Below are 21,486 nucleotides of genomic sequence, written 5' to 3' on the forward strand. Positions count from 1 at the left end.
CCCGCGCCCCTTTCGTTCTGCGCTCATCACCAGCCCTCAAGACCGTATGAAGGCATCCCCCTAGGAAACGGCCGGTGCCTGCGGGTGCGTGGCGCTGCGCCGGCGGTGCCATGCTGCGAAGGCTCCCAGCAGCACGCCGCCTGCGAGCACGATGAGCCCGCGCCACCACACGGCTGCCTCGACCTGGGTGGCCAGCACGACGCACGAGACTGCGCCCAAGACGGGAATGATGGTGGGGGCACGGAAGTGCTTTCTGTCCGTGCCGTCCCGGCGCAGCACGAGAACGGCGGTGTTGACCAGGAAAAAGACCACAAGGAGCAGAAGAACGAGAGTGGAGGCAAGACTCTCCACGTCTCCGGTCAGCGCCAGCAGGAAGGCCAGCACGGTGGTGGCCGCGATGGCCACCCAGGGCGTGCGGCGACCGGGCAGAATGCGGGTCAGCCCGCTCGGGAGCAAACCCTCGCGAGCCATGCCGTAGGCCAGGCGCGAACTCATGATGCCCGTCAGCAGCGCCCCATTGGCGACCGCGACCAACGCGATGACGCTGAACAGTTCCGGCGGTACCCCGCCGGCTGCTTCGACCACTTCGAGCAGAGGTCCGCTGGAACGTGCCAGGGTCTGCGTGGGCACCGCGGCCGAAGCCACCACGCCGACCAGCGCGTACACGGCTCCGGCAGTGAGCAGGGCACCGAACAGGGCCCGCGGGTAGGAGCGACGCGGGTCGTGGGTTTCCTCGGCGACGTTGACGGAGGTCTCGAAGCCGACGAAGGAGTAGTACGCGAGCACAGTGGCGCTCAGGACGCCGGCGGTCGCCCCCTGGTGCGCGGTGCCGAACTGCACGAGGCGCCCGGCATCCCCGTCTCCGCGCACCAGCAACCACACCCCGAGTCCGGCCACCAGCAGGAGGCCGCCCACCTCGATGACGGTGGCGGCCACGTTGGCGCGGGTGGACTCGCTGATACCGCGCGCGTTCAACAAGGCCAACGCACCCAGGAACACCGCCGCGACCAGGACGACGGGAAGGGTCACGAACTCCGCCAGATATTCGCCGGCAAACCCTCGGGCCAGCGCGGCCACCGAGACGATGCCCGCCGCGAGCATGCAAAACCCGGCGAGGAACCCGGCGAACGGCCCATAGGCGCGCCTCGCGTAGTGGGAGGCTCCGCCGGCTCGCGGGTATTTCGTGGCGAGTTCCGCGTAGGAGGCGGCGGTCAGCAGCGACAGAAGCAGAGCCAGCACCAAGGGCAGCCACACCGCACCGCCCGACTTCGCCGCGACCTCACCGACGAGGACATAGACGCCGGCTCCCAGCACGTCACCGAGGATGAAGAAGTACAGCAGCCGTGTCGTCAGCGTCTTCTTCAGCCCTGACGTGGCGGGCCCACCGGGCTGGGTCATCGTGGATTCCTCTCGCGATACGACGCCGGATCACCAGCGATACCAGCGGCCCCTACGGCCGCCGCTCGCGGTGGGACGTATCACGAAGCCGAGCAGCCACACCACCAGCAGGATGATCGCGACCCACCAGAGGGCCTTCAAGGCGAAACCCGCGCCGAAAAGGATAAGAGCCAGAAGAAGAACGAGAAGCAGGGGACCCATTGTTATTACCTCCTGTTGTTATTGCCTCCTGGCGATCATGTGCTCTGAACTCACATCGACAAACACAAGAAGAGGCCGTTTCCGTCCCAGGTTTCGGGGCATCCGAGCACGCTCGCGCAATGCCCCGCCTTAACGAGTTCATGCAGATGAGCTGGATGAAATCACTGCGCATCGATCATGTTTGGCGTGCGCGACGGAGGCCAGACGGAGGGAAGTACCTGTTGTCGACGCCAAGAAAGTGTGAGTGAACATGAGCGCCAATGAGAAGGCCAAGGCGAAGACCGACCAGGCCGTCGGTGCCGCGAAGAAGAACGCCGGCCGCGTGGTGGGAAATGACCGTCTCGCCGATGAAGGCCGCGCCCAGCAGGTGAAGGGTGACGCGCGCGAGGCCAAGGAGAAGACCAAGGACGTCGGCAAGCACTGACCCGCACCCGTCGTCCCATGTGTGTGGCCGGCCTCCTCAGCGGAGGCCGGCCACACACATGGGCAGGTCAGAAGGGATACACGACGATCATGCAGACACACAGCACCACCACCGTCCTGGCCGCATCCAGCACCGCTCCGCTGACACTGATCATCGTGGGCGTCGTCCTGGTCCTGAGCCTGATCGCCCTGTTCATCGTCGGCCAACGCCGTTCCGTCCGGCGCACCGCCAGCCAGCCGCCCACCACGCCGGGCCACAGCCCTGGCCCCAGCGGTGACCAGGCGCGACGCGGTACCGGATGGCAGACGCCGGACGACGACCCGGAACAAGGCAACCCGCACCGCTGACCCGCGGCCCGCCCCGCATGCAGCGCCGTTTCGTGCGGGCCACCATGAAAGTGCACCTGCGCCACGCATCGGATTCACCCGTATCGACTGAACCCGCTTCTCAGGAGTGATCACCGTGACCAGCCCTCAGCACCAGTCCGACCAGGACGCCTCGGCCGCCGTCGATCCGGACACGGCCCTTGGTGAGGTCCTCAAGGAAGTCGAGGAGGCCGAGACCCGCGACCCCGGCCGCGACGGCCTGAGCGACGAACACGACGGCGAGGCCGGCGATGCGCTGACGCCCAACGAGGAAGCACAGGAAGACGCGGCAGACAGCTGACCGGCAGGCGGCGCACGGCCGCGAAGCCCGCCCACACCCCTCGCAAGCCAGCCTGGGAAGGAGAGAAATGTCGGCCGATCACACTCAAGCCCCTGTGCTCGAGGCCCTCGCCGCGTACCACGAACGCGACGAGCTGGGCTTCACGCCGCCGGGGCACAAGCAGGCGCGTGGTGCGGATCCGCAGGTGCGGGCCGTACTGGGCGACGCCGTCTTCTACGGCGACGTCCTGGCCAACGGCGGTCTGGACGACCGGCGCAGCCGCGGCCGAGTCCTGGAGCGAGCCGAGCAGCTGATGGCCGACGCCGTCCACGCGGAGCACACCTACTTCTCCACCTGCGGCAGTTCACTGTCGGTCAAGGCCGCCATGCTGACCGTGGCAGCCCCGCACGAAAAACTTCTGGTGAGCCGCGACGCGCACAAGTCCGTCGTCGCGGGCCTGATCCTCTGCGGCATCGAGCCGGTCTGGATCGAACCGCAGTGGGACCGCGAACGCCACCTCGCGCACCCGCCGTCGCCGCAGGCGTACGAGGCGGCCTTCGCCGCGCACCCCGACGCCAAGGGCGCCCTCATCACCAGCCCCACTCCCTACGGAGCCGCCGCCGACGTCCGAGCCGTCGCCGAGGCGTGCCATCAGCGCTCCCGCCCGCTCATCGTCGACGAGGCCTGGGGCGCGCACCTGCCCTTCCATTCCGATCTGCCCTCCTGGGCCATGGACGCGGGCGCCGACATCTGTGTCACCAGCATCCACAAGATGGGCAGCGGCCTGGAGCAGGGTTCCGTCTTCCACCTCCAAGGCGACCTGGTCGACCCCGACGCCCTCGCGCTGCGCGCCGACCTGCTCGGCACCACCAGCCCCTCCGTACTCCTGTACGCGGGCATCGACGGCTGGCGTCGCCAAATGGCCCTGCACGGACACCGGTTGATGTCCCACGCCCTCGAACTCGCCGCCACCGCCCGAGAGTCGATCGAGGCCATCGACGGGATGCATGTCAACGACCGTGACGACTTCTGCGGGCCGGACGCAGCTGCCGACTTCGACCCGCTGCCCGTCGTCATCGACCTCGGTGAACTCGGTGTCTGCGGTTACCGCGCCGCCGACTGGCTGCGCGAGCACCACCACATCGACCTGCACCTCTTCGACCACCGCCGGATCAGCGCGCAGATCACCCACGCCGACGACGCGACCACCATCGGCCGCCTTCTGGACGCGCTGCGCGACCTCACCCGCCACCGCGGCGAACTGCACGGCGGCACCACGGTGGCCGTTCCCTCCCCTGGCGAACTGCGCATGGAGCAGGCGCTGCAGCCCCGGGACGCCTTCTTCGCCACCACCCGGGACATCCCGATCGACGAAGCGGACGGGCAGATCGCGGCGGAGATGATGACGCCCTACCCGCCCGGCATCCCCGTTGTACTGCCCGGCGAACGCCTCACCGAGCCAGTGCTCGCCTACCTTCGCAGCGGCATCGACGCCGGCATGAACGTGCCCGACGCCACCGACTCCCAGCTGCGCACCGTCCGCGTCGTCCACAACACCCCCAACGCATAGACCTGTGGGCGTCAGCGCGCCCCACGCCACGGCCGCTGCTCAAGTCAGCTCAGATCGAAGGAAGTCGGTAAGCGCGCGGGCCAGCGCATCGGGCGCCAGTTCGGCAACGTGGTGGCCGGAGTCGATCCCGTATCCACGGACTTCGTCGGCCCATCGGCGCCAGATGGCGAGAGGATCGCCGTACAGGTCCTCAAGATCGTCCTGCAGTGACCAGAGGATCAGTGCCGGGCAGGTCACGCGTGTGCCGGCGGCCCGGTCGCGCTCCTCGTGCCGTCGGTCGATCGTGAGGCCGGCGCGGTAGTCCTCCAGCATGGCCCGCACCACGTCGGGATTGCGGGTGGCCTGACGCCATTCGTCGTAGTTCTCCGGCCCCATGGTGGCGGGATCGCCGTGGTACCAGCTGTCGGGGTCGGCGTTGATGACCCGCTCGGGGATGTTCGGCTGCGCGAAGAAGAACCAGTGCCACCACTGGGTGGCGAACTCGGGCGTGATCCGCGACAGGTGTTCCGTCAACGGCAGACAGTCGAGGAACGCCACCCGGGACACGGTCTGGGGGTGATCGAGGGTGAGACGCAGCGCGACGCTGCCCCCGCGGTCGTGTCCGACGAGGGCGAAGCGGCGATGTCCGAGGTGACGCATGACGGCCACCACGTCCGCCGCGACGGCTCGTTTGGAATAGCCCGCGTGATCCGCCGTGAACTGCGGCCCTCTGGAGCGCCCGTACCCGCGTAGGTCCGGGCAGATCACCGTGTGGCCGGCTCCGACGAGTTGCGGGGCCACGCGGTGCCACGTCGCCGATGTGCGCGGATGGCCGTGCAGCAGCACCACGGGCGGCCCCTGTCCCCCGAAGCGGACGAACACAGAGGCCTCACCGACGTCCACTTGCGTCTCTTCGAACCCCTCGAACACGTACGCCTCCTCCTCCACAGACTCGGCTCCGGCACCAGCAGCGGACTGGCGCCAACTCTTCCTCATGCCCCGGTCGACGCGTCTCTCACCTCGAAGCCGGAGGGCCGAGCAGACAGCGTCCGAGCGCACACACAGGTTCTGGACTGGCACGCATGGACTGCACATTGCCGGGCACCTGGAGTTGGCACACAACGTTCCGACAGCGGCCGATCGTGTGGTCGACCCCGCTGTCACCCGGTCCGCGTTGTCCAGCGGACAGGGAGAGGGCGGTGTGGGTACTCGCGACGCGAGTGTCCGCACGCGCCGAAGAGCCTCGAGATCGGAAACGACATGATCGTTATTGGTGCCATCCTTCTCATCCTCGGAATGCTGCTCGGTATTTCCCTGCTGACGACTGTCGGCGCCGTGCTCCTGGTCGTCGGGGCGGTCCTGTGGGTCCTCGGCACGACCGGACGCATGGTCGGCGGGCGCAAGCACTACTACTGAGCGGTGTCGCCCCTGCGGGTTCGTGGCGATCCACAGCTGCCATCGGTTCAGCGCGGGCCCGGCGGAGATTCCCTCCGCCGGGCCCTTCGGCGTCGCAAGTTCCCCGCCCAGGTCTCGTACATGCGGCTCACAACCGCGTCAGCCCGATGTACGCGGCACGCGCTCCCCCGACGCGTACCAGAGAGGTCATGTCGTGAGTGAAAACAGTGCCGTTCTTCCGGCAGCCGACGCCCATCCGGAGATGGCGCAGTTCGCGCATCTCGTCCGGCCCTCCCTGCGGCGCGGGAGGCTCTCCGACGAGTCCGGCTGCTCCCTGGGGACGCCTACCGACGGGCCGGTGTCGTGAACTCGGCCGGTGACCGCATGGCGCCTCAACACCCCGCGGACCGCGACGGCGCCCGGCAGGGGCGCTTCACGCGCCTCGCGGAACACGCGTCGAACTTCACCAGCTCGCCGGCCTTCTTCGGCGTGTGCCTCGTCCTGGTCGCCGGCGCGATCACCGCACACACGCTGAAGTTGCCCACCCCGTGGCTGCTGATGGTGGGCGAAGCCATGTCCGCGGTGGCTCTGCTGCTCCTTGCGTTGCTGAAGAACTCCGAACGGCGCGCCGAGCACGCCATCCAGCGCAAACTCGATGCCATCGCCGCCGCGCTCCTGGAGATCCAGCGCGAGGAATCGGGAGCCGCGACCGATCAACTCCGGGACGCTATAAGCATGGAAGAGCAGAGCTAGCGCCCACGAGGGCTTCCACAGCTGGCTTTGTTCACGCGATCGAGCAGGAGATGTTCACCAGTTCGCGAGGCGCCGCGGGTTGTGGCTGTTCGATTCTCGCGGGTCAGGACGCGCTTCCCCAGACAAGGTCACCCTGTGTCATCGATCCTTGGCCGTAGCGGGCAGGAGGTGTCGGAGGTGCGCGGTACAGTCCGTTCATCCGACTGGGGAGGGCTCATGGGCACCAAGTGGAGCTTGACGATCGACTGCGCGTACCCGGGGAAACTGGCCGCTTTCTGGGCGCTGGCGTTGGGCTACGAGGAGAAGCCCGCGCCCGCAGGGTTCGGGAGCTGGGAGGAGTGGTTCTCGCATCATGAGGTTCCGGAGGACGAGTGGGATGACGGGGCGTACCTCTCAGATCCGGACGGCGTGGGCCCCACCTTGTCCTTCCTGAAGGTGCCGGAGCCGAAGGTGGCGAAGAACCGGCTGCATGTCGACGTGCGAGTTGGTGGCGGCCGTGAAACCCCGTGGGAGGTGCGCTGGCCGCGCGTGGTCGAGGCGGTGGAGCGGTTGACCGCTGCGGGCGCGACCGTGGTCCGCGAGTACGAGTTGCAGGGCAGGCCGGATCACGTGGTGATGGCAGACCCGGAAGGTAACGAGTTTTGCCTGGTCTGACGGGGTCGGTCAGACCAACTGGCCGCGCGCAGCGTGTCGCGTCCCTTCCTCTGCGGCAGCCCTTGCCGGCGGAGCTGGCGCGTAGCGCCGTCCGTCGCGCAGATGGGCCCAGCGGACGTTGACGCGGCGGCGAGCGAGAGCCAGGACTGCCTGGGTATGGCGCTTGCCTTCGGCACGTTTGCGATCGTAGAAGCGCCGGGGTTCCTCGCAGGGGCGGATGCTGAATAACGCCGAGGTGTAGAAGACGCGTTGGAGGCGGCGGCTGTATCGCTGCGGGCGGTGCAGGTTCCCGCTCAGTTTCCCGGAATCGCGGGGCTCCGGGGCGACGCCGCCGAAGCCGGCGAGGCGGTCGGCGGTGCCGAACACAGAGTCCCCGCCCCCCACAGGGAGCGGGGACAGTCGGAGACACCGTGGCCTGTTCGATTCAGCGAGCCGCGTGGGCGCCTCTCGAACCGGTGAACATTCGCTGCTCGTCCTCGTGGACAAAGCCACACGGCCATCGTCAGGGGCAGCACGCCAAGCAGGCTGCGCAGAGGAACGACACACCTGCGTTTGCCTGCCGCAAGTGCGGTCACCCGACGGCTCAGGCCGAACACGCCCGGCGCGCGCGGGGCAGCTTGCTGTTGAGTCGCGCGCGCCTGGCGTCTGACACAAACGAACCGCGTAGGGCTGGCCCGACCTGCGTCACGAACGACTGATCAGGAGGGCCGACAGGGATGACTGTGGCGCAGCAAGGCGGTGGATCGGGCGGCACCAGCGGCCTCTACGACGTTCTGGAACTCATCCTCGACCGGGGCATCGTCATCGACGCGTTCATCCGCGTCTCCCTGGTCGGCATCGAGATCCTCAAGATCGACATCCGGATCGTCGTCGCCAGTGTCGACACGTATCTGCGCTTCGCCGAGGCCTGCAACCGCCTCGACCTGGAAGCCGGCCCCCATCGGAGTCCGGGCCTGCCCGACCTGATCAGCGGCATCAATGAGCCCAGCCGTAGCCGGAAGGCCGAGTCGCTGGAGTGAGCCAACTCCCCTGTCGCGTCGGCCCAGTCGGCAGGAAGCTGGGCCGTTCCGACGCTGGTCGATGGATACTGCCGGCATGCCGAGACGAACTGTGTGCGCGCCGCGTGCCCTAGCGGTTGCCGCCCTGGTGGCGGGGGCTTTCGGGGTCAGCGCCTGTGGGGATCAGGTCGCGGGCGGACGAGGCGGGGATTCAATGGTGGCAGCGGGGCCCGCTGCCGGTGAGTCCGAGGCGGCCCCAACTGCTGCCGCATCTCCGGCCAAGCCTGAACTTCCGGGCGCCCTGCAGGACATCCAGGACCAGTGCGCGGACAAGTCCACTGTGCGGCCCTCTGCCGAGAAGTCGCAGGCTGCGGGCGACGGGTCGATGCCGGAGAACCCCAAGTGGGCGGAGAATCACGGCTATTTGCAGACGCTCCGGTTGTCACCGCGTGGCGCGTGCGAAGGTGCGGCGCATCGCGAGCGCCTGCAAGGAGCGTTGTCGCAGCAGAAGGTCCCGAGTGCGGCGGGGGTTCAGGACACGCTTCGGGCACTCGACTATCCGCAGTCCCGGGTGCTCGGCCTCTACGAGTCCGGTGGGCTTGTGCTCTTCACACTGGACCTGTCCCATGCCACATCAGGGGTCTGCCTGGACGGCAGCGTCCGTCCCCAGGGAGTCCAGCTCGAGGAACACGGCGTGTACCTGGAAGGCGGGTGCGAGCGCCCGAAGGGCGGGCACTGAGCAGGCACCTCACATTCCGCAGTACGGGCGCTTTCCCAGCGGACGGGAACGTTCCTCAGCGAGACTGCCGACCGTCGGACAATCCCGGTGAGAGGGCAACAGGTGGCTGACAGCAAGGCGTTCTTCGCGGCGTACGACGCGGTCCTCGGGCAGTGGCCCGTAAAGGTCGAGGCAGTCGACATCCCCACCCCCTACGGCCGCACGCGTACGCACGTCAGCGGGCCGGAAGGCGGCACCCCGCTCGTCCTCCTGCCGGGCGGCGGCACCACTTCGGTCTCCTGGTTCGCCAACGCCGAGGCGCTCGCCGAAAACCATCGCATATACGCCGTCGACCTGCTCGGCGACTTGGGGCACAGCCCAAACGACGGGCTGGCGCTGCGGAGTGGCAAAGATCTGACAGCGTGGCTCGACGCGCTGCTCGACGGACTGGGGTTGGACAGCGTCCAGCTGTGCGGCCACTCGTACGGCGCCTGGACAGCTCTCAACTACGCGCTACACGCCCCGGAGCGGGTCAGCCGGCTCGCGCTCCTTGACCCGACGGGCTGCTTCGCCGGGCTGCGCAGCGGTTACGTGCTGCGCGCGCTGCCGATGCTCGCGCGTCCCACCGCTCGGCGCATGCTCGCCTTCCACCGCTGGGAGACCGGGAGCCTTCCCGAAAACCCGCTCTGGCAGGAGTTCCTCGCCGCCACGGCCGACGCCCCGCGCCCCAAGGCCATCCGCATGCGGCGCCCGCGCACGGAAGACCTCAAGGCCTCCTCGGTCGAGACGCTGGTGCTCCTCGCCGGCCGCAGCAAAGCCCACGACACGCTCCAAGTAGCCGCGACGGCCCGCAAGCTGCTGCCGCACGCCACCGTGACCGTGCTCGAGCAGGCGTCCCATCATTCCTTGCCCACCGAGCAACCGGCCGAGGTCAACCGCCTGTTGAAGGACTTCCTGTCCTGAGACGCCGCGTTCAGCGGGCGCTTCCGGCCGCACGTGCCGAACGCCGCCTGAGCCGATGAAAGCCGGGCTGCGGTCGGCACCTTCCAGGGTTCTGCAAGGTCTGTACAGGGTTTCTGCGTCAGGGTCACCCACATGTACGCCATCCGCAGGTCTGCCGTTGTCCTCGGGGCCGCTGCGCTCGCCGCCGCCTCACTCACCTTCGCGCCTTCGGCCACGGCCGCTGAATCGCCCACCCGGGGTTGCGCCTACCCCCGCGTCTGCTTCTACCTCACCATGTCGGACTGGAACGCGAAGGACCCGAACGCCGGGTTCCAGGACCTCACCAGCAGCTGGCAGAACCTCGGCTCCGCGAGCAAGGGCGCCGACATGGTCCTCAACACCCGCAACGACGACGTGGCTCACCTGCGCGTGCAGACCAATTCCACCGGAGCAGTCTGGAACATGTGCCTGCCGCCGAACTCGGCCCATCAATTCGGCTCTGCCTACACGGTGACCGGCATCTGTATCAGCACCTCCTCCAGCTGCTGACACTCTGGCCGGCCACCGTGCGTGCGGCGAAGGCGCGGGGCCCGAAACTCGGGTGCCATATGGGCGGTATCCGGCTACCGTTGGCGTCGTTCAGGTGCGCAGGTTGCGGCTACTTCTCCTGTAAAGAGAGCAACGCGGGTTCGAATCCCGTCGCCGGCCCCGGCCGGTGTCGTCTAGCGGCCCAAGACGCTTACGTTGCCGTCACCGCCTTTGATCTCTGGACACCTTGCTGACGCGAGCCGTCCGCCACGGGGGAACTCCGGCGGGCGGCTCGATCGCGTTTGGCCCAGGGCCGTCGGCGCGATCAAGATGTGGTCATGCCTGCGAACCGCTCCCCTCACCCACCGGCCGTGGTGCGCCTCGCCGCGTACACGAAAACGGACCTGGAGGAGATCCTCGGCACCGGCGACGACCCCTTCGGGGTCGCCTCGACCGGACTGACCTGGCTGCCCAAGCAGGACCACTTCGGCATCAGACTCGAAGGCCGGCTCGTGGCGCACGCCGGCCTGTTGCGGCTTCCCGTCGCGATCAGCGGTGCACGAACAGAGGTGGTGGGCGTCGGCGGGGTGGCCGTCGCGCCCGACATGCAAGGCAAGGGCCTGGCGCGGCTCGTCGTCACCGCCGCCCTGGAGCACGCCCGCACCATGGGGCCCGAGCACGCGCTCCTGTTCTGCCGGCCTCCCCTCGTGCCGCTCTACCAGCGCCTCGGATGGCACCCGCTCAACGAGGACGTACGCGTCGAGCAACCCGAGGGCCGACGGGTGATCATGCCGCTGCGGACGATGGTGACGCCGCTGCGGGATGACGCTCGCTGGCCTGCAGGTCCCGTACAGCTGCTGTCGCTCCCCATGTGACTGAGAAACCGGGCGGCGGGCCGCTACCGTTCACCCGAGAAACCGGGCGGCGCCCCGCTCGCGTTCGACAGGAAAACCGCCGGCGGCCCGCTCGCGCCCACTCGACAACACCCGACCCCCACCAGCCGTAATACGGCAGCAGATCGCCGTCCGGACACAGGCGCTGTCCGATCAGGTCGCAACACGCGTGAACCGCTCGGGTCCCCAACGCGTCGTTGTCCTGGGGAGCTTGAGAGCGGGGGCCGACGATGGAGACCAGGCGCGTCGAGAGCGAGCCGTGTCCGCAGTGCGGGGCCGGCATGCCGGTGCATGAGGACCATGTGGTCTGGTGCCGCGCCTGCGATTGGAACGTGGCGCCCGAGCTGTTCGTGTTCGGCCTCGACCGCACCGCCGAGCGGCGCGCCGAGGTCGCCGGTCAGCGGGCCGAGGAGGTCTACCAGGAGCTGGTCAGGACCGGTGACTTCGGGCGCCGCTCGCGCTGGACGGCTGCGCGGATCGCTGCGTACGCCCTGTCCTGTGGCGTCGTCGGAGCGTCCGTGGGGCTCGCGGGTGGGGCGGTGGCGCTGCTCGTCACCGGCTGGTGGAACCCGCTCAGTCTTTCGCTCGGCCTCGCGCTGCTGTTCTTCTCGGCGGTGCTGCGCCCCTGGGTGCCGCCGCTGCACCCGGAGTTGCCAACCCTCGACCGGCAGGCCGCCCCTCGTCTGTTCGCGCTGCTCGACAAGGTGGCGCGGGAGGTGGGCACGCGTGGCGTGGACCTCGTCGTCCTCGAGCCCGGCTTCAATGCGTACGTGACCTCGCGCCGGCCCCGGCAGCGGTTGCTGTGTGTCGGGCTCACCCTCTGGGAGACGCTCACGCCACAGCAACGGGTCGCCCTGCTCGGCCACGAGCTGGGTCACTTCACCAACGGCGACACCCGCCACGGCCTGGTCGTCGGCAACGCCCTCGGCACCTTGGCCTGGTGGCGGCACTGGCTCGATCCGGGCCGGTGGCGCGGCGGGCGGCTGCGGTACTGGTTCGGGCACGGTGTGCTGCGCTGGCCGTGGTACGCAGCCGACGGCCTGCTCCGCCTGATCGATCGGCTCAGCCTGCGCGACGCGACCCGCGCGGAGTTCCTCGCCGACGAACTCGCCGCCCGCACCGCCTCCAGCGAAGCCGCGCACGGTCTGACCGAGCGGCTGCTGCACGCCGACCGGGCCGTGGAGGCGCTCGACGCCCTACTCATGGACGGCCTGCTCGACTGGCGCCGCAAGCCCTGGCGCGAGGCGGCCCGCGCAGCCCTCGACCTGCCCGACCACGAACGCGAACGACTGCTGCGGGTCAGCCAGTTGAAGTGGCACTACGAGGACGACACCCACCCACCGACCCATCTGCGCCTGGCCCTGGCCGAACAACGCGCCTACGACGAGCCGCGCGTCACGTGCACCCGGCAGCAAGCCGAAGCCATCGACCGCGAACTGGCCCGCGCTATCGCGGCGGTCGCGGCCCGGGGGCCGTTACGGATGCGGCGGAAGTAAGAGCGCCTGCTCCGCTCTACATTCCCACTGGAGGCGGAGGTTGGCGCCTCGGAGCGGGAAGCAGTTTTCGTCCCACTCCTGGAGCTCGTCGGTCAGCGCATCGTGAGGGATGATGCCGTCCGCGAACTCGAACGGGAGCGCCACGTGTGCAGTAGCCGTCCGCAGCAGGCCCCACCAAGGCAGTTCCTGCACGTTCTCCCAGCGCCTGCGCCAGAAGGGGCCGGACTGCTCCCACCAAACGACCACCCGGAGTCCTAGGTGACCCGCCATTTCGTCGCCGTCGAAGACCATGGCGGCTGCGTGGCGATAGGGATCGAGTCTCGGGTCAGGCGCTGGGTCTGGCAGTCTGCGCGTGGCAACGTGACGCATTCATCGCTCCCGGCGCCAGTGGCGGCTTGTTCCTGCACTATCGAGACTCCGTCGACCCGATACGCCGAGTCAAGACGCACAAGTCGTAGTCGTCCAGGTTCCCCATGTACACCCAGAGCTGGGGAGATCTCGAAGTTCCTCCGGTTTCGTACTGCGAGGACACCGCCGAGTTGGAGAATCGGATCGTTATTTCAGTTCTGGCGACGGACGCGCCGGAAGGCGTCCAGGTCTCCCACAACCCCTTTCCGGTTCTCGACTTGCTCGCGGGCTCGGAGGAGTCGCCCGTCCAGTCCGCGAAGTCGCCGCAGACCTTCGTGGCGGCAAAGGTGCCGTTCGCAGCGAACGTGATGGTGCCGCCCGTCTCGTCCTGCCAGGTGCCGACGAGGTGGTCGTCGGCGATGGCCTGAGGTGTGCCCGGAGGCTGCGGCGGATCGTGGATAGCGACGGCAAGGCTGTAGCAACTGGAGAGCAGTGCGCACAGCACGCCGCTCGCTAGTGAGGCACCCAACACTCTGCCAAGGCGAGCAATCCCCATCTCGGTTCCCCCAGTCCCTCGCCGCGTGCTGCGCCACCCTGCCACGCAAATTGAACGCGTTCAAGACCTGGTTAGGCGTCAAGCCCTGGCATCTGTTTCGGATCAGGCTATGCACAGCCTTCGCTGGAGGTCCGTACCCCTCGCGTGCCCGTACGAGCGGGGAACCACGGGAACACCGGTCAGCCACGGGGAGCGGACACAGCGACGACCCCGGACCGTGTCACCTGATCAGAGGCCGTTCACCTGCGCGGTGGGTGTGGGATTTGAACCCATGGTGACTTGCGCCACGACGGTTTTCACGACCGCTTCATGCGCCGTCAAGCAGGTCCAGTTCGGCCTTCCGTCGGCGCACGTAGCCTTCCAGATCCCGCTTGATGGTCATGACTTCCTCGACCGGGATACGGATCGGGGAGCAGTACCGGGCGTCGCACGAACGCGGAAAGCTCCCGTCGATGAGCGAAATGCCGCTCAGAACCGCGTCGCCGTCATCGTCTATCTCGGTGCACAGAACAGGGTGAAAGGAGCAGTCTTCGTAGACGTCTCCCGCTCGGATACCGGCCGGGTTGCGCAGGTCTATCGCCTCATTCATGGCCCTCAACATGCCATGCCGCCGGCAGGCACTCCTGGTCGGCTGACGCTTCGGTACAGCAGGGCTGGACAGCAACCGTGCCGGCCAGAATCGACCGCAACTGCCCCTCACGAGCTGCCTGAGCAGCCCAGGATGCCTCAGCGACCACTGCGCCCAAGATTCGGGCTCTAGTGCTCGCTTCAATTCTCTTGCTGACCTGACGGCGACCAGCAATTCTGGGCGGATGCCAGGTCAGGGAAAGAGGAAGCGGCGCCAAGAGGCCCTGAATCAGCGGCTGGCTGCGCGCACTACACCGGACAAGGGTCGGTGGCAGGTGGTCATTGAGACTGGCGACAAAGCAGAGTTGCGAGCGCACCTGCGCCGCCTTCAGGAAGCACGAGTCGACGAGTCAATGATCCGAATCGACACGCTCTGTCGCCGTCCGGTACAGCAGAGCACCTATCAGCTGAGTCGGTTCGTGCCGAACCCCTCGCACGAGTCAGGCAACGAACAGCGGCGAACGGGCTATCGCTACGTTGGCCCTGCCGACTTGAAGACCCTGATCCGGCCGGGAGGCGAGGGCCACAGCGTGCGCTCGCCAACCGACTTCGACGAGTGGGCATCACTCCGGGAAGCGGAAGAGTGGGCTGAGCCCTTCACCTTTGTAGTCGATGGCACTGGGACCCTACGACTCGCGTCACGCCGCAGCGAGCATGTCACATGCGCTGGCGGCAAGAAGGTCCTGAGCGCTGGCGAGATCAGCTTCCAGCATGAGTCAGGCAAGTGGACGGTCGCGGAGGTCAGTAACCAGTCGACTGGCTACTGCCCGGACGGCAGCTCGTGGCCGGCCGTTGCTGAAGCTCTGGACCGGGTTGGTGTCAGCCGACCGTCCGGCTTCACGCACGAGGTGGTATTCCGCCGCTGTTCATCGTGCCAGCAGATCAACATCGTGCGTGAGGCGGACTTCGTCTGCGCCTTCTGCAACGAAGTCCTGCCGCAGGACTGGAATGTGGACAGGCTTGGACCCTAGAGAACGTCAGCCCATCTCAGTTTCCGTCTCATTCAGCCACGGCCAGGACCGTTCACGGAGGTTCGCTGCACCGCGCCAAGTACTTCGGAGGACTGGGAAGTACGCAGACGAACGACCCCTACCACCCCACCAATACAATTGGGAAGCATGTTGGGGACAACCCCTCACGCATTCGAATCTCGTATCCTCCGTCTGATCAGAGAGCCGGGCCGGATCCCGCCGCGAACGCCTCAAGCCTGCTCACTCTCAGGTCATGTCGTATTCGTCGACGTCCAGCGTCGCCCCGGTAGCAGCGAGGAAGGCCAACACTTCAGGATCCAGATGCCAACCGAACAGGTTGGGATGATCCGATGTGAGAGTGGCGGGTTCCTCAGCAGTGAAATAGCGAACAACCTGCAGCACAGCGGAAGTCCCGCCCTCTTCCTCAGCATTCAGCCGAACAAGTAGCTCGGCGATACGGCCGGTACGCTGGCGGAGGCGGTCCACGACTCGGTCAATCTGCTCGTCGACCCGCAGGCCCGGCTTGCGGCACACAATCTTCCAGCGATGGCTGGCAGGGAGCGGAATCGAGGGATCGCGGAGCCCGCGCGCAACGATCTCATCCGGCTCGATGCCGAGCCAATCTGTCATCTCTTGCGCCGTGGTGCGCGCGCTGACCAGCGCGAAGTAAACGTACTGGTGAAGCGGCATTGCGGCAGAGTAACCCGGCGGCCCCGTTCATGACCGCGCAATTTCCAGGGATCGGACAAGGCCCAAGGCTGGGCCCGTTACAGGTTTCTCTACCTCCCAAAGGCGCTACGCCGACCTCAGCTCGAACCTCGGCGACGTATCACTCCATGATCCGGAAAGCAGCGTGCTCCCACCGAGGCAGTTCCTGGTCAGGCAGGTCGTCCTCATCAGCGTCCTCCCGGTACCAGCCGGTTCCAGAGAGCCACGTTTCGAGCCAGTCCGCCAGAGACTCGGCATCCATGAACCAGGCGGCTACCCCGTCATCCTCTGCACCGTTCGGCTCGAAGAGCAGGACCCTACCGGCTTCGCTGTTGCAGTCGACAGCGGCGTACATGGCGCAACCCCAGTCCAGGATCGGCAGCACACGAGCCGGCCAATATGGGCTCTCCTCTTCGGCCGAGGCCGATCGTTCGGCGTGGTACTCGCTCAGCACGGTGCGTTCGGCGCCAACCAGAGGCAAGAGCTGATAGTCGGGGCCGTAACCGCCGTTGGCTATCTCCCGATACAGGCTCGCCAGCAGAGGCGGGAGCTGGAAGCCGAGTTCAGCCTCTACCGTGGCCAGCTGTTCGGCGCTGACCGGGGCAGGCAAGGCAGTACGAGGGGTCTTCGCCTTCGCTGCTACCCGATGAATGAGGTCTTGGATGTCAGGCACGGGCGTGATCCTGCCAGGCACCTCTGACAGAGACGGGCTTGCCCCCGCGTGCCCTACCTGGCGGGGAACCACGGGGAATACCGGTCGCTCACGGGGAGCCGATACGGAGACGACCGCCAACGTGTCACCTGATCAGAGGCCGTTCACCTGCGCGGTGGGTGTGGGATTTGAACCCACGGTCTGACTCGCGCCACGACGGGATTCAAGACCGTTGTCCAGCATCGAAGGCGCTTACGGGGTCCGGCCGATGGCACGCCGGAATCGTGCCCATAGAGAGGTCGACAAAGTGACGTCCGTGACTTCAACAGGAGGGCCCGTGCCCTGCGTCGTGGGGGTCCGCCCTTCTGGGACCTCGTGAGCGTCTCCACGGAGCACGACGGAGCTCTCCCCTATCCCGACCACCTCCAGAAGGGTGTCAAGGGCCTTGTCAGCCTGCTCGTGCGGCTCGGTGAGCCAGACATACGAGACTCCAGCCGGATTGCCGTCGTGCTTGCTGATCGCGAAGCTGAATCCCCTCAGCCGGAACAGCACGACGTCGAGCTCGTCCAGCCCGTCCCACGACCGCTCCACTTCCAGACGAAGCCGCTTGGCCACGGGCTGCACTGGCAGCGCCAGCACTCCGATCATCTGGAACAGCGGGGCAGAGTGCTCCCAGACGCTGTACTGATGGGCTGGATTCCTGCCGGTGTAGTAAGGCGGCTGTGTAGCCGGCTGCCAGTCGGGCTCAGGCCCCGGGACCTCGACCTCCGTCACAGCAGCTCCTCCCACTGCCTCAGCCAACCGGTGATCAACCTACCTCCGCCAGGGAAGCTGACGATATGCGCCGCTGGTCGGGCTCAGTGTTCGGTCTCGACCTCACGGAAGACGCACGTGTAGTCGCCGCTCCGAACCAGGTCGTCGATGACCTCGATCATCCCGGGGAGGCCTCTGTCACGGACGATCAGTCCGTCCCAGTCATAGAAGTACCTGCCGCCGAGGCATTCGCCGGTCTGTTGCCAACGGTCCATGGCGCGGCGGACGACATCCAGGGTGCAGATGGTCCCCGACCAGCGCTGCCCGTCATCGAAGGTCACCCACATGTCGACGTCATCGATCTCGTCGAGGGGTACTCCAGCGTCAGGAACGAAGCACATCCCGTAGCCGTCACGTTGGACGCGGTAGAACGCCCCGTCCCACATTGGATTACTCCCGATCGTTCGACGGCTCAATGCGGATGTCAGCCCACCTCACCCGGCTCGAACGGGCTGGTCCCCTCCACAACGGGCCGGTAGCTGCGGGTCTACTGCGCGCCGGCCGACGCAGGCAGGTAGACCGTAGAACAGCCCTCGCACTGTCGACCAGGGATTTATCGCGCCCGAGATCGAGAGGACGCCTCCGTCTCAGTTTCCGTCTCATTCATCTGCGGCCAGGAGCGTCACGGGGCCCACAGCGGCGCGTTGAGCGCTTCAGCGTCCCAAGGAGTACGCAGGTGAACGCCGATGAACGACCCCCAACAACCAACCAACACAACTGGAAAGCGGGCAATCAACAAATCGATGGCCGACTAAACGAGGTTCTCTCTACGCTGTGGGCATGTGTCGGTACGCGACCACCTACAAGCGCCACTTCGTGTGCTTGGCCTGCCGGTTGTCGTTCAAGCAGAGTCTGAACCCGGATAGTGAACACCTCTGCCCTCACTGCCGCACACCGATGATCAATGCCGGTTTCGACATAGCGATACCGCCGCGTCGGGACAAGCGGGCCTGGCGTGCCTTGGATGCCACACTGCGAGCCGGGATCACCTTCCACTCGTGCGGCTGCAACGGCCCGGGCTACCGACCCAGGACTTGGTCCGAAGTTCGAGAACGGCGGACCGCTGCAAGCAGGCTCGGGCTGAGCGAGGCTGATGCCCTTCAGCGATGGGATCCCTGGGCAGCCGAGCCAACCGAACAGTGAGTGTCCAACGGCGTGACAACGCCGACGCACAGCGGCGAACCAACGCGGACCCCGACGGATCATCGCAGCAGGTGAGACGCCCGGACAGGGCTGGGAGGTGAAGTAATGAGGGACCGCACTAAGTGCTGGGAGTTCCGAGGCGACTGCTTCTGCGTTCTCGTTGGGCCGAGGACTGGATACCGGACCACCCCCAAGCAGACCAGGGATGCCGCTGCAGAACTGGATACCCCGGGTGCCGACCACGCGCCGCCGAGAGTAGTCGTCCGCGCTGACAGTCGATTCCATGCCTTGGCGGTACAGCAGAGAAGTACAGCAACCGCGTCGACCGTCTCCGACGGCAGTTGATCATGACAGCCTGGTTGACCAGGCCAGGAGACCTCAGCGACTGGATCGTCGGCGTACGGATCGAGGGGCTTCCCTTGGCCATTGAGACGGGCGGCTGAGCCCAGGTATCGTCACTCTCAGCTGCAATCCCGGTGCTGCACAGACGGGCGATCGGGCAACGGATAACCGGGAGTTCCCGTTGCGTGCGCCCGTACCAATCGCCTGAGGTGCCTCGTGCCGGCAGGACGGTCAGGCTCTCCAGCCATTCATCTCGCTGCCCTCACGCAGCCAGCGAGCGGCGCCTCACCAGACTGCTCCCTCGCTCTCGGCGTCGCGAACTGAACTGCCCATCAACGTACGGGCGCTGAGCCATGCGTGCCCTCCGCGTGCCCGATCGGTTGGCGAACGACGGGTAGCCACGGGGAAAGTCAGGGAGACGGCCGGGAACGCACCGGTCAGCGAGGTGCCAGCTCAGGTGCTCCCCACGTACGCGATCTTCCAAAGCAGTTCTTCCGACCGGCGGATCTACCCGGGCCGACAAGAGAACGCCCCGACCGAGTAGGTCGAGGCGTTCAGCAGGTTTCGCGTCCTACATTCACCGCATCGCGGGGACCGGAGTCGTCGCCCCGACGGACGCCGGAGCCGGGGCCGGGGCCGGGACCGGAGTGGTCTTGCGGGTCTCGCGCAGGAGCAGGAGGCCGAGGATGACCATCGTCACCGCGGTCAGGCCGTGGACGCCGAACGCCGCGGCTGTAGAGCCCTGGTGGGCGAGGATGTTGCTCATGTCGCCGAAGGGGATGAGGGACTCGGTCAGCAGGGCCCAGGCCATGGCGCGGCGGTGACCGGTCAGGAGCAGGACGCCGATGACCAGGCCGCTCCCGACGTCGCGGATGCCCTTCAGGATCAGGAAACCGCCGCCGTCGCCGGAGGGCCAGCTCGGCAGGCCGAAGGTCGGCGCAACCGTCTCGGGGGTCAGGATGAACTGTCCGCCGAACCAGAAGGTGAAGAGGACGAGGGCAGCGGTCACGGCGGTGTTGACGGTCTTGAGCTTCATAGTGGTCTCCTTGCGAAGTTCGGGCGGGAGGAAGTAGCGGGAGGGAACAAGTACCAAGGGGAATGGGCCGGTTCAGGCCGCGCGGACCCGGCGGATGTGGCGGGCGTAGCGGGGGCGGCCGATCACGTGCCAGATGCCGCGTACCGGTGCGGGGAGGGCCGACAGGAGAGTTGCGCGCTCGGCCTGGTTCGCGTCCTCCAGAACGAGGCCGAAGAGCGTGAGCAGCGTGAGCTTGGGCGTGTGGGCCACCAAGTGGTCCCCCAGGGAGGCCCATTCCTGCTCGGTGAGGTGCTTGGCCGCGAGCGGGAGAAGCGTGGCCTCCTCGTCGTCGAGGTGCTCGAGCAGGACCGCACGGTGATCGGCGAGAGCCGCCACGAGAGTGTCTCGCTCGCCGGCTCCGGCCTCGGCCTCCCACGCCGGGAACGCGGCGTCGAGGCGGGACAATGTGGCCTCGACGCGCTCATGCTGGGCCTCCATGCGCAGGACGATGTCCGCCTCCAGATCGACCCGGGCCAGGAGCAGCGGCCACAGCAGCTCGTCCTCGCCCTCGTGGTGGTTCTTCAACCCCAGCCGGTAGTCGCGGAAGTGATCGGCGATCACCTTGGCGCGGGCGGTGTCGCCGGGGGTGACTGCCGCGACGAGCTCCATCAGCAGCCGCGTCTCACGGCGGAAGGCGCGGTGGACGATCTCCATGTCCTGCGTGTTGACGCTCATCTGCTCTTGCCCCTCATCCGTCTGGTGCGGCCCTTTGTCGGTGTGCTCCGGGCCGTCTTTCGTTCGATGTGATGAAGACTGCTCCCGGGGTCTTGGAGGGCTCTTGGAGTCGACTTGGAACGCGTGCGAACCTGTGCAGTGAACGCGTGCAGCGAACGCGCGTACGATGGATCACCTCATGGTCTTGGTACGGGTGTTGGGGTCGTTCGCCGCCGAGGCCGGCGGTGGGTCAGTGCCGCTCGGGGGCCCCCGGCAGCGCGGTGTTCTGGCCCTGCTCGTGGCGGCGCGCGGGCAGGTCGTGCCGGTCGACCGGCTGGTCGAGGACCTGTGGAGAGGCGAACCGCCGTCGCGCGCCCTGGCCTCGTTGCAGGCGTATGTGTCGAATCTGCGCCGCCTCCTGGAACCCGGCCGCCCGCCGCGGACACCGGCACGCCTGCTGGTGAGCGCCTCACCCGGCTACGCACTGCGGCTGCCGCCCGAGGCGGTGGACGCCTGGCGCTTCGAGGACCTACTCGACGAGGCCCGTACGTGCGCCGATCCCCGTGTCGCATACGCCCGTCTCGACGAGGCCCTTGCACTGTGGCGGGGCCCGGCGTTCGCCGAGGTCGCCGATGAGCCCTGGGCCGCCGCCGAGACCGCACGGCTGGACGAACTCCGTCTGGTGGCCCGGGAATTGCGGACCGCGGCGGGACTGCGGCTCGGCGACCCCGCGGCGGTGGTGCCCGAGGCGCAGGGCCTGACCCGAGACGCACCCTTGCGCGAGGAGGGCTGGCGCCTGCACGCCCTCGCGTTGTGGAGCAGCGGCCGCCAGGCCGACGCCCTGGCCACGCTCCGTCGCGCCCGCGCCGTGTTCGCCGACGAGCTCGGCCTCGATCCCGGCCCGGACCTGATGGCCTTGGAACAGGCGATCCTCACCCAGCGCACGGACATCCTGCGCGCAGCCGTCCCTCCTCCGCCCGCACCCCAGGCCGAGCCCCTACCC

27 protein-coding genes, 1 tRNA gene and 2 pseudogenes are annotated in these 21,486 nt (G+C 67.5%); 18 read left to right on the top strand and 12 right to left on the bottom strand.

All coding sequences use genetic code 11. The features are described from left to right. Positions 1-60: 60 nt before the first annotated feature. Together G6045_RS08565 and G6045_RS41305 are read right to left on the bottom strand one after the other, a co-directional pair. The gene (locus G6045_RS08565; RefSeq protein WP_165331238.1) at positions 61-1,398 is read right to left on the bottom strand and encodes an APC family permease; all 1,338 of its coding nucleotides are present in this window, start codon (positions 1,396-1,398) and stop codon (positions 61-63) included. 30 nt (positions 1,399-1,428) lie between these two features. Beyond that, positions 1,429-1,599, bottom strand: a complete 171-nt coding sequence (locus tag G6045_RS41305) for a hydrophobic protein (RefSeq protein WP_165331239.1) — start codon at positions 1,597-1,599, stop codon at positions 1,429-1,431. Between the two features lie 250 nt (positions 1,600-1,849). Here G6045_RS41305 and G6045_RS08575 point away from each other — a divergent pair, with 250 nt between their 5' ends. The 4 genes from G6045_RS08575 (at position 1,850) to G6045_RS08590 (ending at position 4,238) form a co-directional block, all read left to right on the top strand. Then, positions 1,850-2,023 carry a CsbD family protein gene (locus G6045_RS08575; protein WP_165331240.1) on the top strand — a complete coding sequence of 58 codons (174 nt, stop codon included), beginning with the start codon at positions 1,850-1,852 and terminating at the stop codon, positions 2,021-2,023. Positions 2,024-2,112: 89 nt separating this feature from the next. After that, positions 2,113-2,370, top strand: coding sequence for a DUF6479 family protein (locus G6045_RS08580; protein WP_165331241.1), 258 nt, complete (start codon positions 2,113-2,115; stop codon positions 2,368-2,370). A gap of 115 nt (positions 2,371-2,485) precedes the next feature. Next, positions 2,486-2,689, top strand: coding sequence for a hypothetical protein (locus G6045_RS08585; RefSeq protein WP_165331242.1), 204 nt, complete (start codon positions 2,486-2,488; stop codon positions 2,687-2,689). A 67-nt stretch (positions 2,690-2,756) separates the two neighbouring features. Further along, the gene (locus G6045_RS08590; RefSeq protein WP_165331243.1) at positions 2,757-4,238 is read left to right on the top strand and encodes an aminotransferase class I/II-fold pyridoxal phosphate-dependent enzyme; all 1,482 of its coding nucleotides are present in this window, start codon (positions 2,757-2,759) and stop codon (positions 4,236-4,238) included. A 39-nt stretch (positions 4,239-4,277) separates the two neighbouring features. Here G6045_RS08590 and G6045_RS08595 read toward each other — a convergent pair whose 3' ends face one another. Beyond that, a complete protein-coding gene (locus G6045_RS08595; protein ID WP_328707705.1) occupies positions 4,278-5,147 on the bottom strand; it encodes an alpha/beta fold hydrolase in 870 nt (289 codons plus the stop codon). Between the two features lie 330 nt (positions 5,148-5,477). On the opposite strand from G6045_RS08595, the gene G6045_RS08600 reads away from it, so the two are divergent. The 4 genes from G6045_RS08600 (at position 5,478) to G6045_RS08615 (ending at position 7,019) form a co-directional block, all read left to right on the top strand. Beyond that, entirely contained in the window at positions 5,478-5,633 is a 156-nt protein-coding gene (locus tag G6045_RS08600; RefSeq protein ID WP_165331245.1) for a DUF6131 family protein, read from the top strand. Positions 5,634-5,826: 193 nt separating this feature from the next. Further along, positions 5,827-5,979 carry a hypothetical protein gene (locus G6045_RS08605; protein ID WP_165331246.1) on the top strand — a complete coding sequence of 51 codons (153 nt, stop codon included), beginning with the start codon at positions 5,827-5,829 and terminating at the stop codon, positions 5,977-5,979. 17 nt (positions 5,980-5,996) lie between these two features. Next, on the top strand, positions 5,997-6,365 hold the full coding sequence (locus G6045_RS08610) for a low affinity iron permease family protein (protein WP_165331247.1): 369 nt from the start codon (positions 5,997-5,999) through the stop codon (positions 6,363-6,365). Positions 6,366-6,581: 216 nt separating this feature from the next. Further along, positions 6,582-7,019 carry a VOC family protein gene (locus G6045_RS08615; RefSeq protein ID WP_165331248.1) on the top strand — a complete coding sequence of 146 codons (438 nt, stop codon included), beginning with the start codon at positions 6,582-6,584 and terminating at the stop codon, positions 7,017-7,019. Between the two features lie 9 nt (positions 7,020-7,028). Here G6045_RS08615 and G6045_RS08620 read toward each other — a convergent pair. Continuing rightward, positions 7,029-7,400 (bottom strand): annotated as a pseudogene (locus G6045_RS08620) (transposase); the annotation flags it as partial. A gap of 335 nt (positions 7,401-7,735) precedes the next feature. On the opposite strand from G6045_RS08620, the pseudogene gvpJ reads away from it, so the two are divergent. From gvpJ to G6045_RS08655, 7 genes and pseudogenes are all read left to right on the top strand, one after another. Beyond that, a pseudogene (gene gvpJ, locus G6045_RS08625) lies at positions 7,736-8,026 on the top strand (gas vesicle protein GvpJ); the annotation flags it as partial. 205 nt (positions 8,027-8,231) lie between these two features. Next, entirely contained in the window at positions 8,232-8,756 is a 525-nt protein-coding gene (locus tag G6045_RS08630) for a hypothetical protein (RefSeq protein ID WP_165331249.1), read from the top strand. Positions 8,757-8,858: 102 nt separating this feature from the next. Continuing rightward, positions 8,859-9,698, top strand: a complete 840-nt coding sequence (locus tag G6045_RS08635) for an alpha/beta fold hydrolase (protein WP_165331250.1) — start codon at positions 8,859-8,861, stop codon at positions 9,696-9,698. 132 nt (positions 9,699-9,830) lie between these two features. Then, complete coding sequence (locus tag G6045_RS08640; protein ID WP_165331251.1) at positions 9,831-10,226, top strand: hypothetical protein; 396 nt, start codon at positions 9,831-9,833, stop codon at positions 10,224-10,226. A 79-nt stretch (positions 10,227-10,305) separates the two neighbouring features. Further along, positions 10,306-10,385, top strand: a tRNA-Tyr gene (locus tag G6045_RS08645). Between the two features lie 158 nt (positions 10,386-10,543). Next, positions 10,544-11,080 (top strand): GNAT family N-acetyltransferase, encoded by a 537-nt coding sequence (locus G6045_RS08650; RefSeq protein ID WP_165331252.1) that lies wholly within the window; start codon positions 10,544-10,546, stop codon positions 11,078-11,080. 299 nt (positions 11,081-11,379) lie between these two features. Continuing rightward, positions 11,380-12,594 (top strand): M48 family metalloprotease, encoded by a 1,215-nt coding sequence (locus G6045_RS08655; RefSeq protein ID WP_165331253.1) that lies wholly within the window; start codon positions 11,380-11,382, stop codon positions 12,592-12,594. Here the strand turns inward: G6045_RS08655 and G6045_RS08660 are convergent. Further along, the gene (locus tag G6045_RS08660; protein ID WP_165331254.1) at positions 12,574-12,840 is read right to left on the bottom strand and encodes a hypothetical protein; all 267 of its coding nucleotides are present in this window, start codon (positions 12,838-12,840) and stop codon (positions 12,574-12,576) included. The genes G6045_RS08655 and G6045_RS08660 overlap by 21 nt on opposite strands. A 227-nt stretch (positions 12,841-13,067) precedes the next feature. Between G6045_RS08660 and G6045_RS08665 the strand changes: the two genes are divergently transcribed. After that, positions 13,068-13,370, top strand: coding sequence for a hypothetical protein (locus tag G6045_RS08665; protein WP_165331255.1), 303 nt, complete (start codon positions 13,068-13,070; stop codon positions 13,368-13,370). A 435-nt stretch (positions 13,371-13,805) separates the two neighbouring features. Here G6045_RS08665 and G6045_RS08670 read toward each other — a convergent pair whose 3' ends face one another. After that, the gene (locus G6045_RS08670) at positions 13,806-14,087 is read right to left on the bottom strand and encodes a hypothetical protein (protein ID WP_165331256.1); all 282 of its coding nucleotides are present in this window, start codon (positions 14,085-14,087) and stop codon (positions 13,806-13,808) included. A 313-nt stretch (positions 14,088-14,400) separates the two neighbouring features. Here G6045_RS08670 and G6045_RS08680 point away from each other — a divergent pair, with 313 nt between their 5' ends. Beyond that, a complete protein-coding gene (locus G6045_RS08680) occupies positions 14,401-15,096 on the top strand; it encodes a hypothetical protein (protein ID WP_328707704.1) in 696 nt (231 codons plus the stop codon). 246 nt (positions 15,097-15,342) lie between these two features. Here G6045_RS08680 and G6045_RS08685 read toward each other — a convergent pair whose 3' ends face one another. The 6 genes from G6045_RS08685 to G6045_RS08710 form a co-directional block, all read right to left on the bottom strand. Next, complete coding sequence (locus G6045_RS08685; RefSeq protein ID WP_165331257.1) at positions 15,343-15,786, bottom strand: DUF4279 domain-containing protein; 444 nt, start codon at positions 15,784-15,786, stop codon at positions 15,343-15,345. A 139-nt stretch (positions 15,787-15,925) separates the two neighbouring features. Then, positions 15,926-16,477: an SMI1/KNR4 family protein gene (locus G6045_RS08690; protein ID WP_165331258.1), complete on the bottom strand. Its 552-nt coding sequence runs from the start codon at positions 16,475-16,477 to the stop codon at positions 15,926-15,928. 231 nt (positions 16,478-16,708) lie between these two features. Next, the gene (locus G6045_RS08695) at positions 16,709-17,230 is read right to left on the bottom strand and encodes a hypothetical protein (protein WP_165331259.1); all 522 of its coding nucleotides are present in this window, start codon (positions 17,228-17,230) and stop codon (positions 16,709-16,711) included. 83 nt (positions 17,231-17,313) lie between these two features. Further along, on the bottom strand, positions 17,314-17,655 hold the full coding sequence (locus G6045_RS08700; protein ID WP_165331260.1) for a hypothetical protein: 342 nt from the start codon (positions 17,653-17,655) through the stop codon (positions 17,314-17,316). Positions 17,656-19,331: 1,676 nt separating this feature from the next. Then, positions 19,332-19,790: a DUF4267 domain-containing protein gene (locus G6045_RS08705; protein ID WP_165331261.1), complete on the bottom strand. Its 459-nt coding sequence runs from the start codon at positions 19,788-19,790 to the stop codon at positions 19,332-19,334. Between the two features lie 72 nt (positions 19,791-19,862). Next, positions 19,863-20,504, bottom strand: a complete 642-nt coding sequence (locus G6045_RS08710) for a hemerythrin domain-containing protein (RefSeq protein WP_165331262.1) — start codon at positions 20,502-20,504, stop codon at positions 19,863-19,865. 178 nt (positions 20,505-20,682) lie between these two features. On the opposite strand from G6045_RS08710, the gene G6045_RS08715 reads away from it, so the two are divergent. Continuing rightward, a partial coding sequence (locus tag G6045_RS08715) for an AfsR/SARP family transcriptional regulator (protein ID WP_165331263.1) occupies positions 20,683-21,486 on the top strand: 804 nt, incomplete at its 3' end.

This window comes from Streptomyces mesophilus (assembly GCF_011044995.1).
Taxonomy (GTDB): domain Bacteria; phylum Actinomycetota; class Actinomycetes; order Streptomycetales; family Streptomycetaceae; genus Streptomyces; species Streptomyces mesophilus.

Bases quoted from the DNA above. Each gene is read 5' to 3' on its own strand.
- G6045_RS08670 (WP_165331256.1), bottom strand. From the start codon at position 14,087: ATGAATGAGGCGATAGACCTGCGCAACCCGGCCGGTATCCGAGCGGGA.
- G6045_RS08580 (WP_165331241.1), top strand. From the start codon at position 2,113: ATGCAGACACACAGCACCACCACCGTCCTGGCCGCATCCAGCACCGCT.
- G6045_RS08710 (WP_165331262.1), bottom strand. From the start codon at position 20,504: ATGAGCGTCAACACGCAGGACATGGAGATCGTCCACCGCGCCTTCCGC.
- G6045_RS08615 (WP_165331248.1), top strand. From the start codon at position 6,582: ATGGGCACCAAGTGGAGCTTGACGATCGACTGCGCGTACCCGGGGAAA.
- G6045_RS08705 (WP_165331261.1), bottom strand. From the start codon at position 19,790: ATGAAGCTCAAGACCGTCAACACCGCCGTGACCGCTGCCCTCGTCCTC.
- G6045_RS08665 (WP_165331255.1), top strand. From the start codon at position 13,068: ATGTACACCCAGAGCTGGGGAGATCTCGAAGTTCCTCCGGTTTCGTAC.
- G6045_RS08600 (WP_165331245.1), top strand. From the start codon at position 5,478: ATGATCGTTATTGGTGCCATCCTTCTCATCCTCGGAATGCTGCTCGGT.
- G6045_RS08685 (WP_165331257.1), bottom strand. From the start codon at position 15,786: ATGCCGCTTCACCAGTACGTTTACTTCGCGCTGGTCAGCGCGCGCACC.
- G6045_RS08610 (WP_165331247.1), top strand. From the start codon at position 5,997: ATGGCGCCTCAACACCCCGCGGACCGCGACGGCGCCCGGCAGGGGCGC.
- G6045_RS08655 (WP_165331253.1), top strand. From the start codon at position 11,380: ATGCCGGTGCATGAGGACCATGTGGTCTGGTGCCGCGCCTGCGATTGG.
- G6045_RS08590 (WP_165331243.1), top strand. From the start codon at position 2,757: ATGTCGGCCGATCACACTCAAGCCCCTGTGCTCGAGGCCCTCGCCGCG.
- G6045_RS08640 (WP_165331251.1), top strand. From the start codon at position 9,831: ATGTACGCCATCCGCAGGTCTGCCGTTGTCCTCGGGGCCGCTGCGCTC.
- G6045_RS08700 (WP_165331260.1), bottom strand. From the start codon at position 17,655: ATGTGGGACGGGGCGTTCTACCGCGTCCAACGTGACGGCTACGGGATG.
- G6045_RS08565 (WP_165331238.1), bottom strand. From the start codon at position 1,398: ATGACCCAGCCCGGTGGGCCCGCCACGTCAGGGCTGAAGAAGACGCTG.
- G6045_RS08650 (WP_165331252.1), top strand. From the start codon at position 10,544: ATGCCTGCGAACCGCTCCCCTCACCCACCGGCCGTGGTGCGCCTCGCC.
- G6045_RS08630 (WP_165331249.1), top strand. From the start codon at position 8,232: ATGGTGGCAGCGGGGCCCGCTGCCGGTGAGTCCGAGGCGGCCCCAACT.
- G6045_RS08575 (WP_165331240.1), top strand. From the start codon at position 1,850: ATGAGCGCCAATGAGAAGGCCAAGGCGAAGACCGACCAGGCCGTCGGT.
- G6045_RS41305 (WP_165331239.1), bottom strand. From the start codon at position 1,599: ATGGGTCCCCTGCTTCTCGTTCTTCTTCTGGCTCTTATCCTTTTCGGC.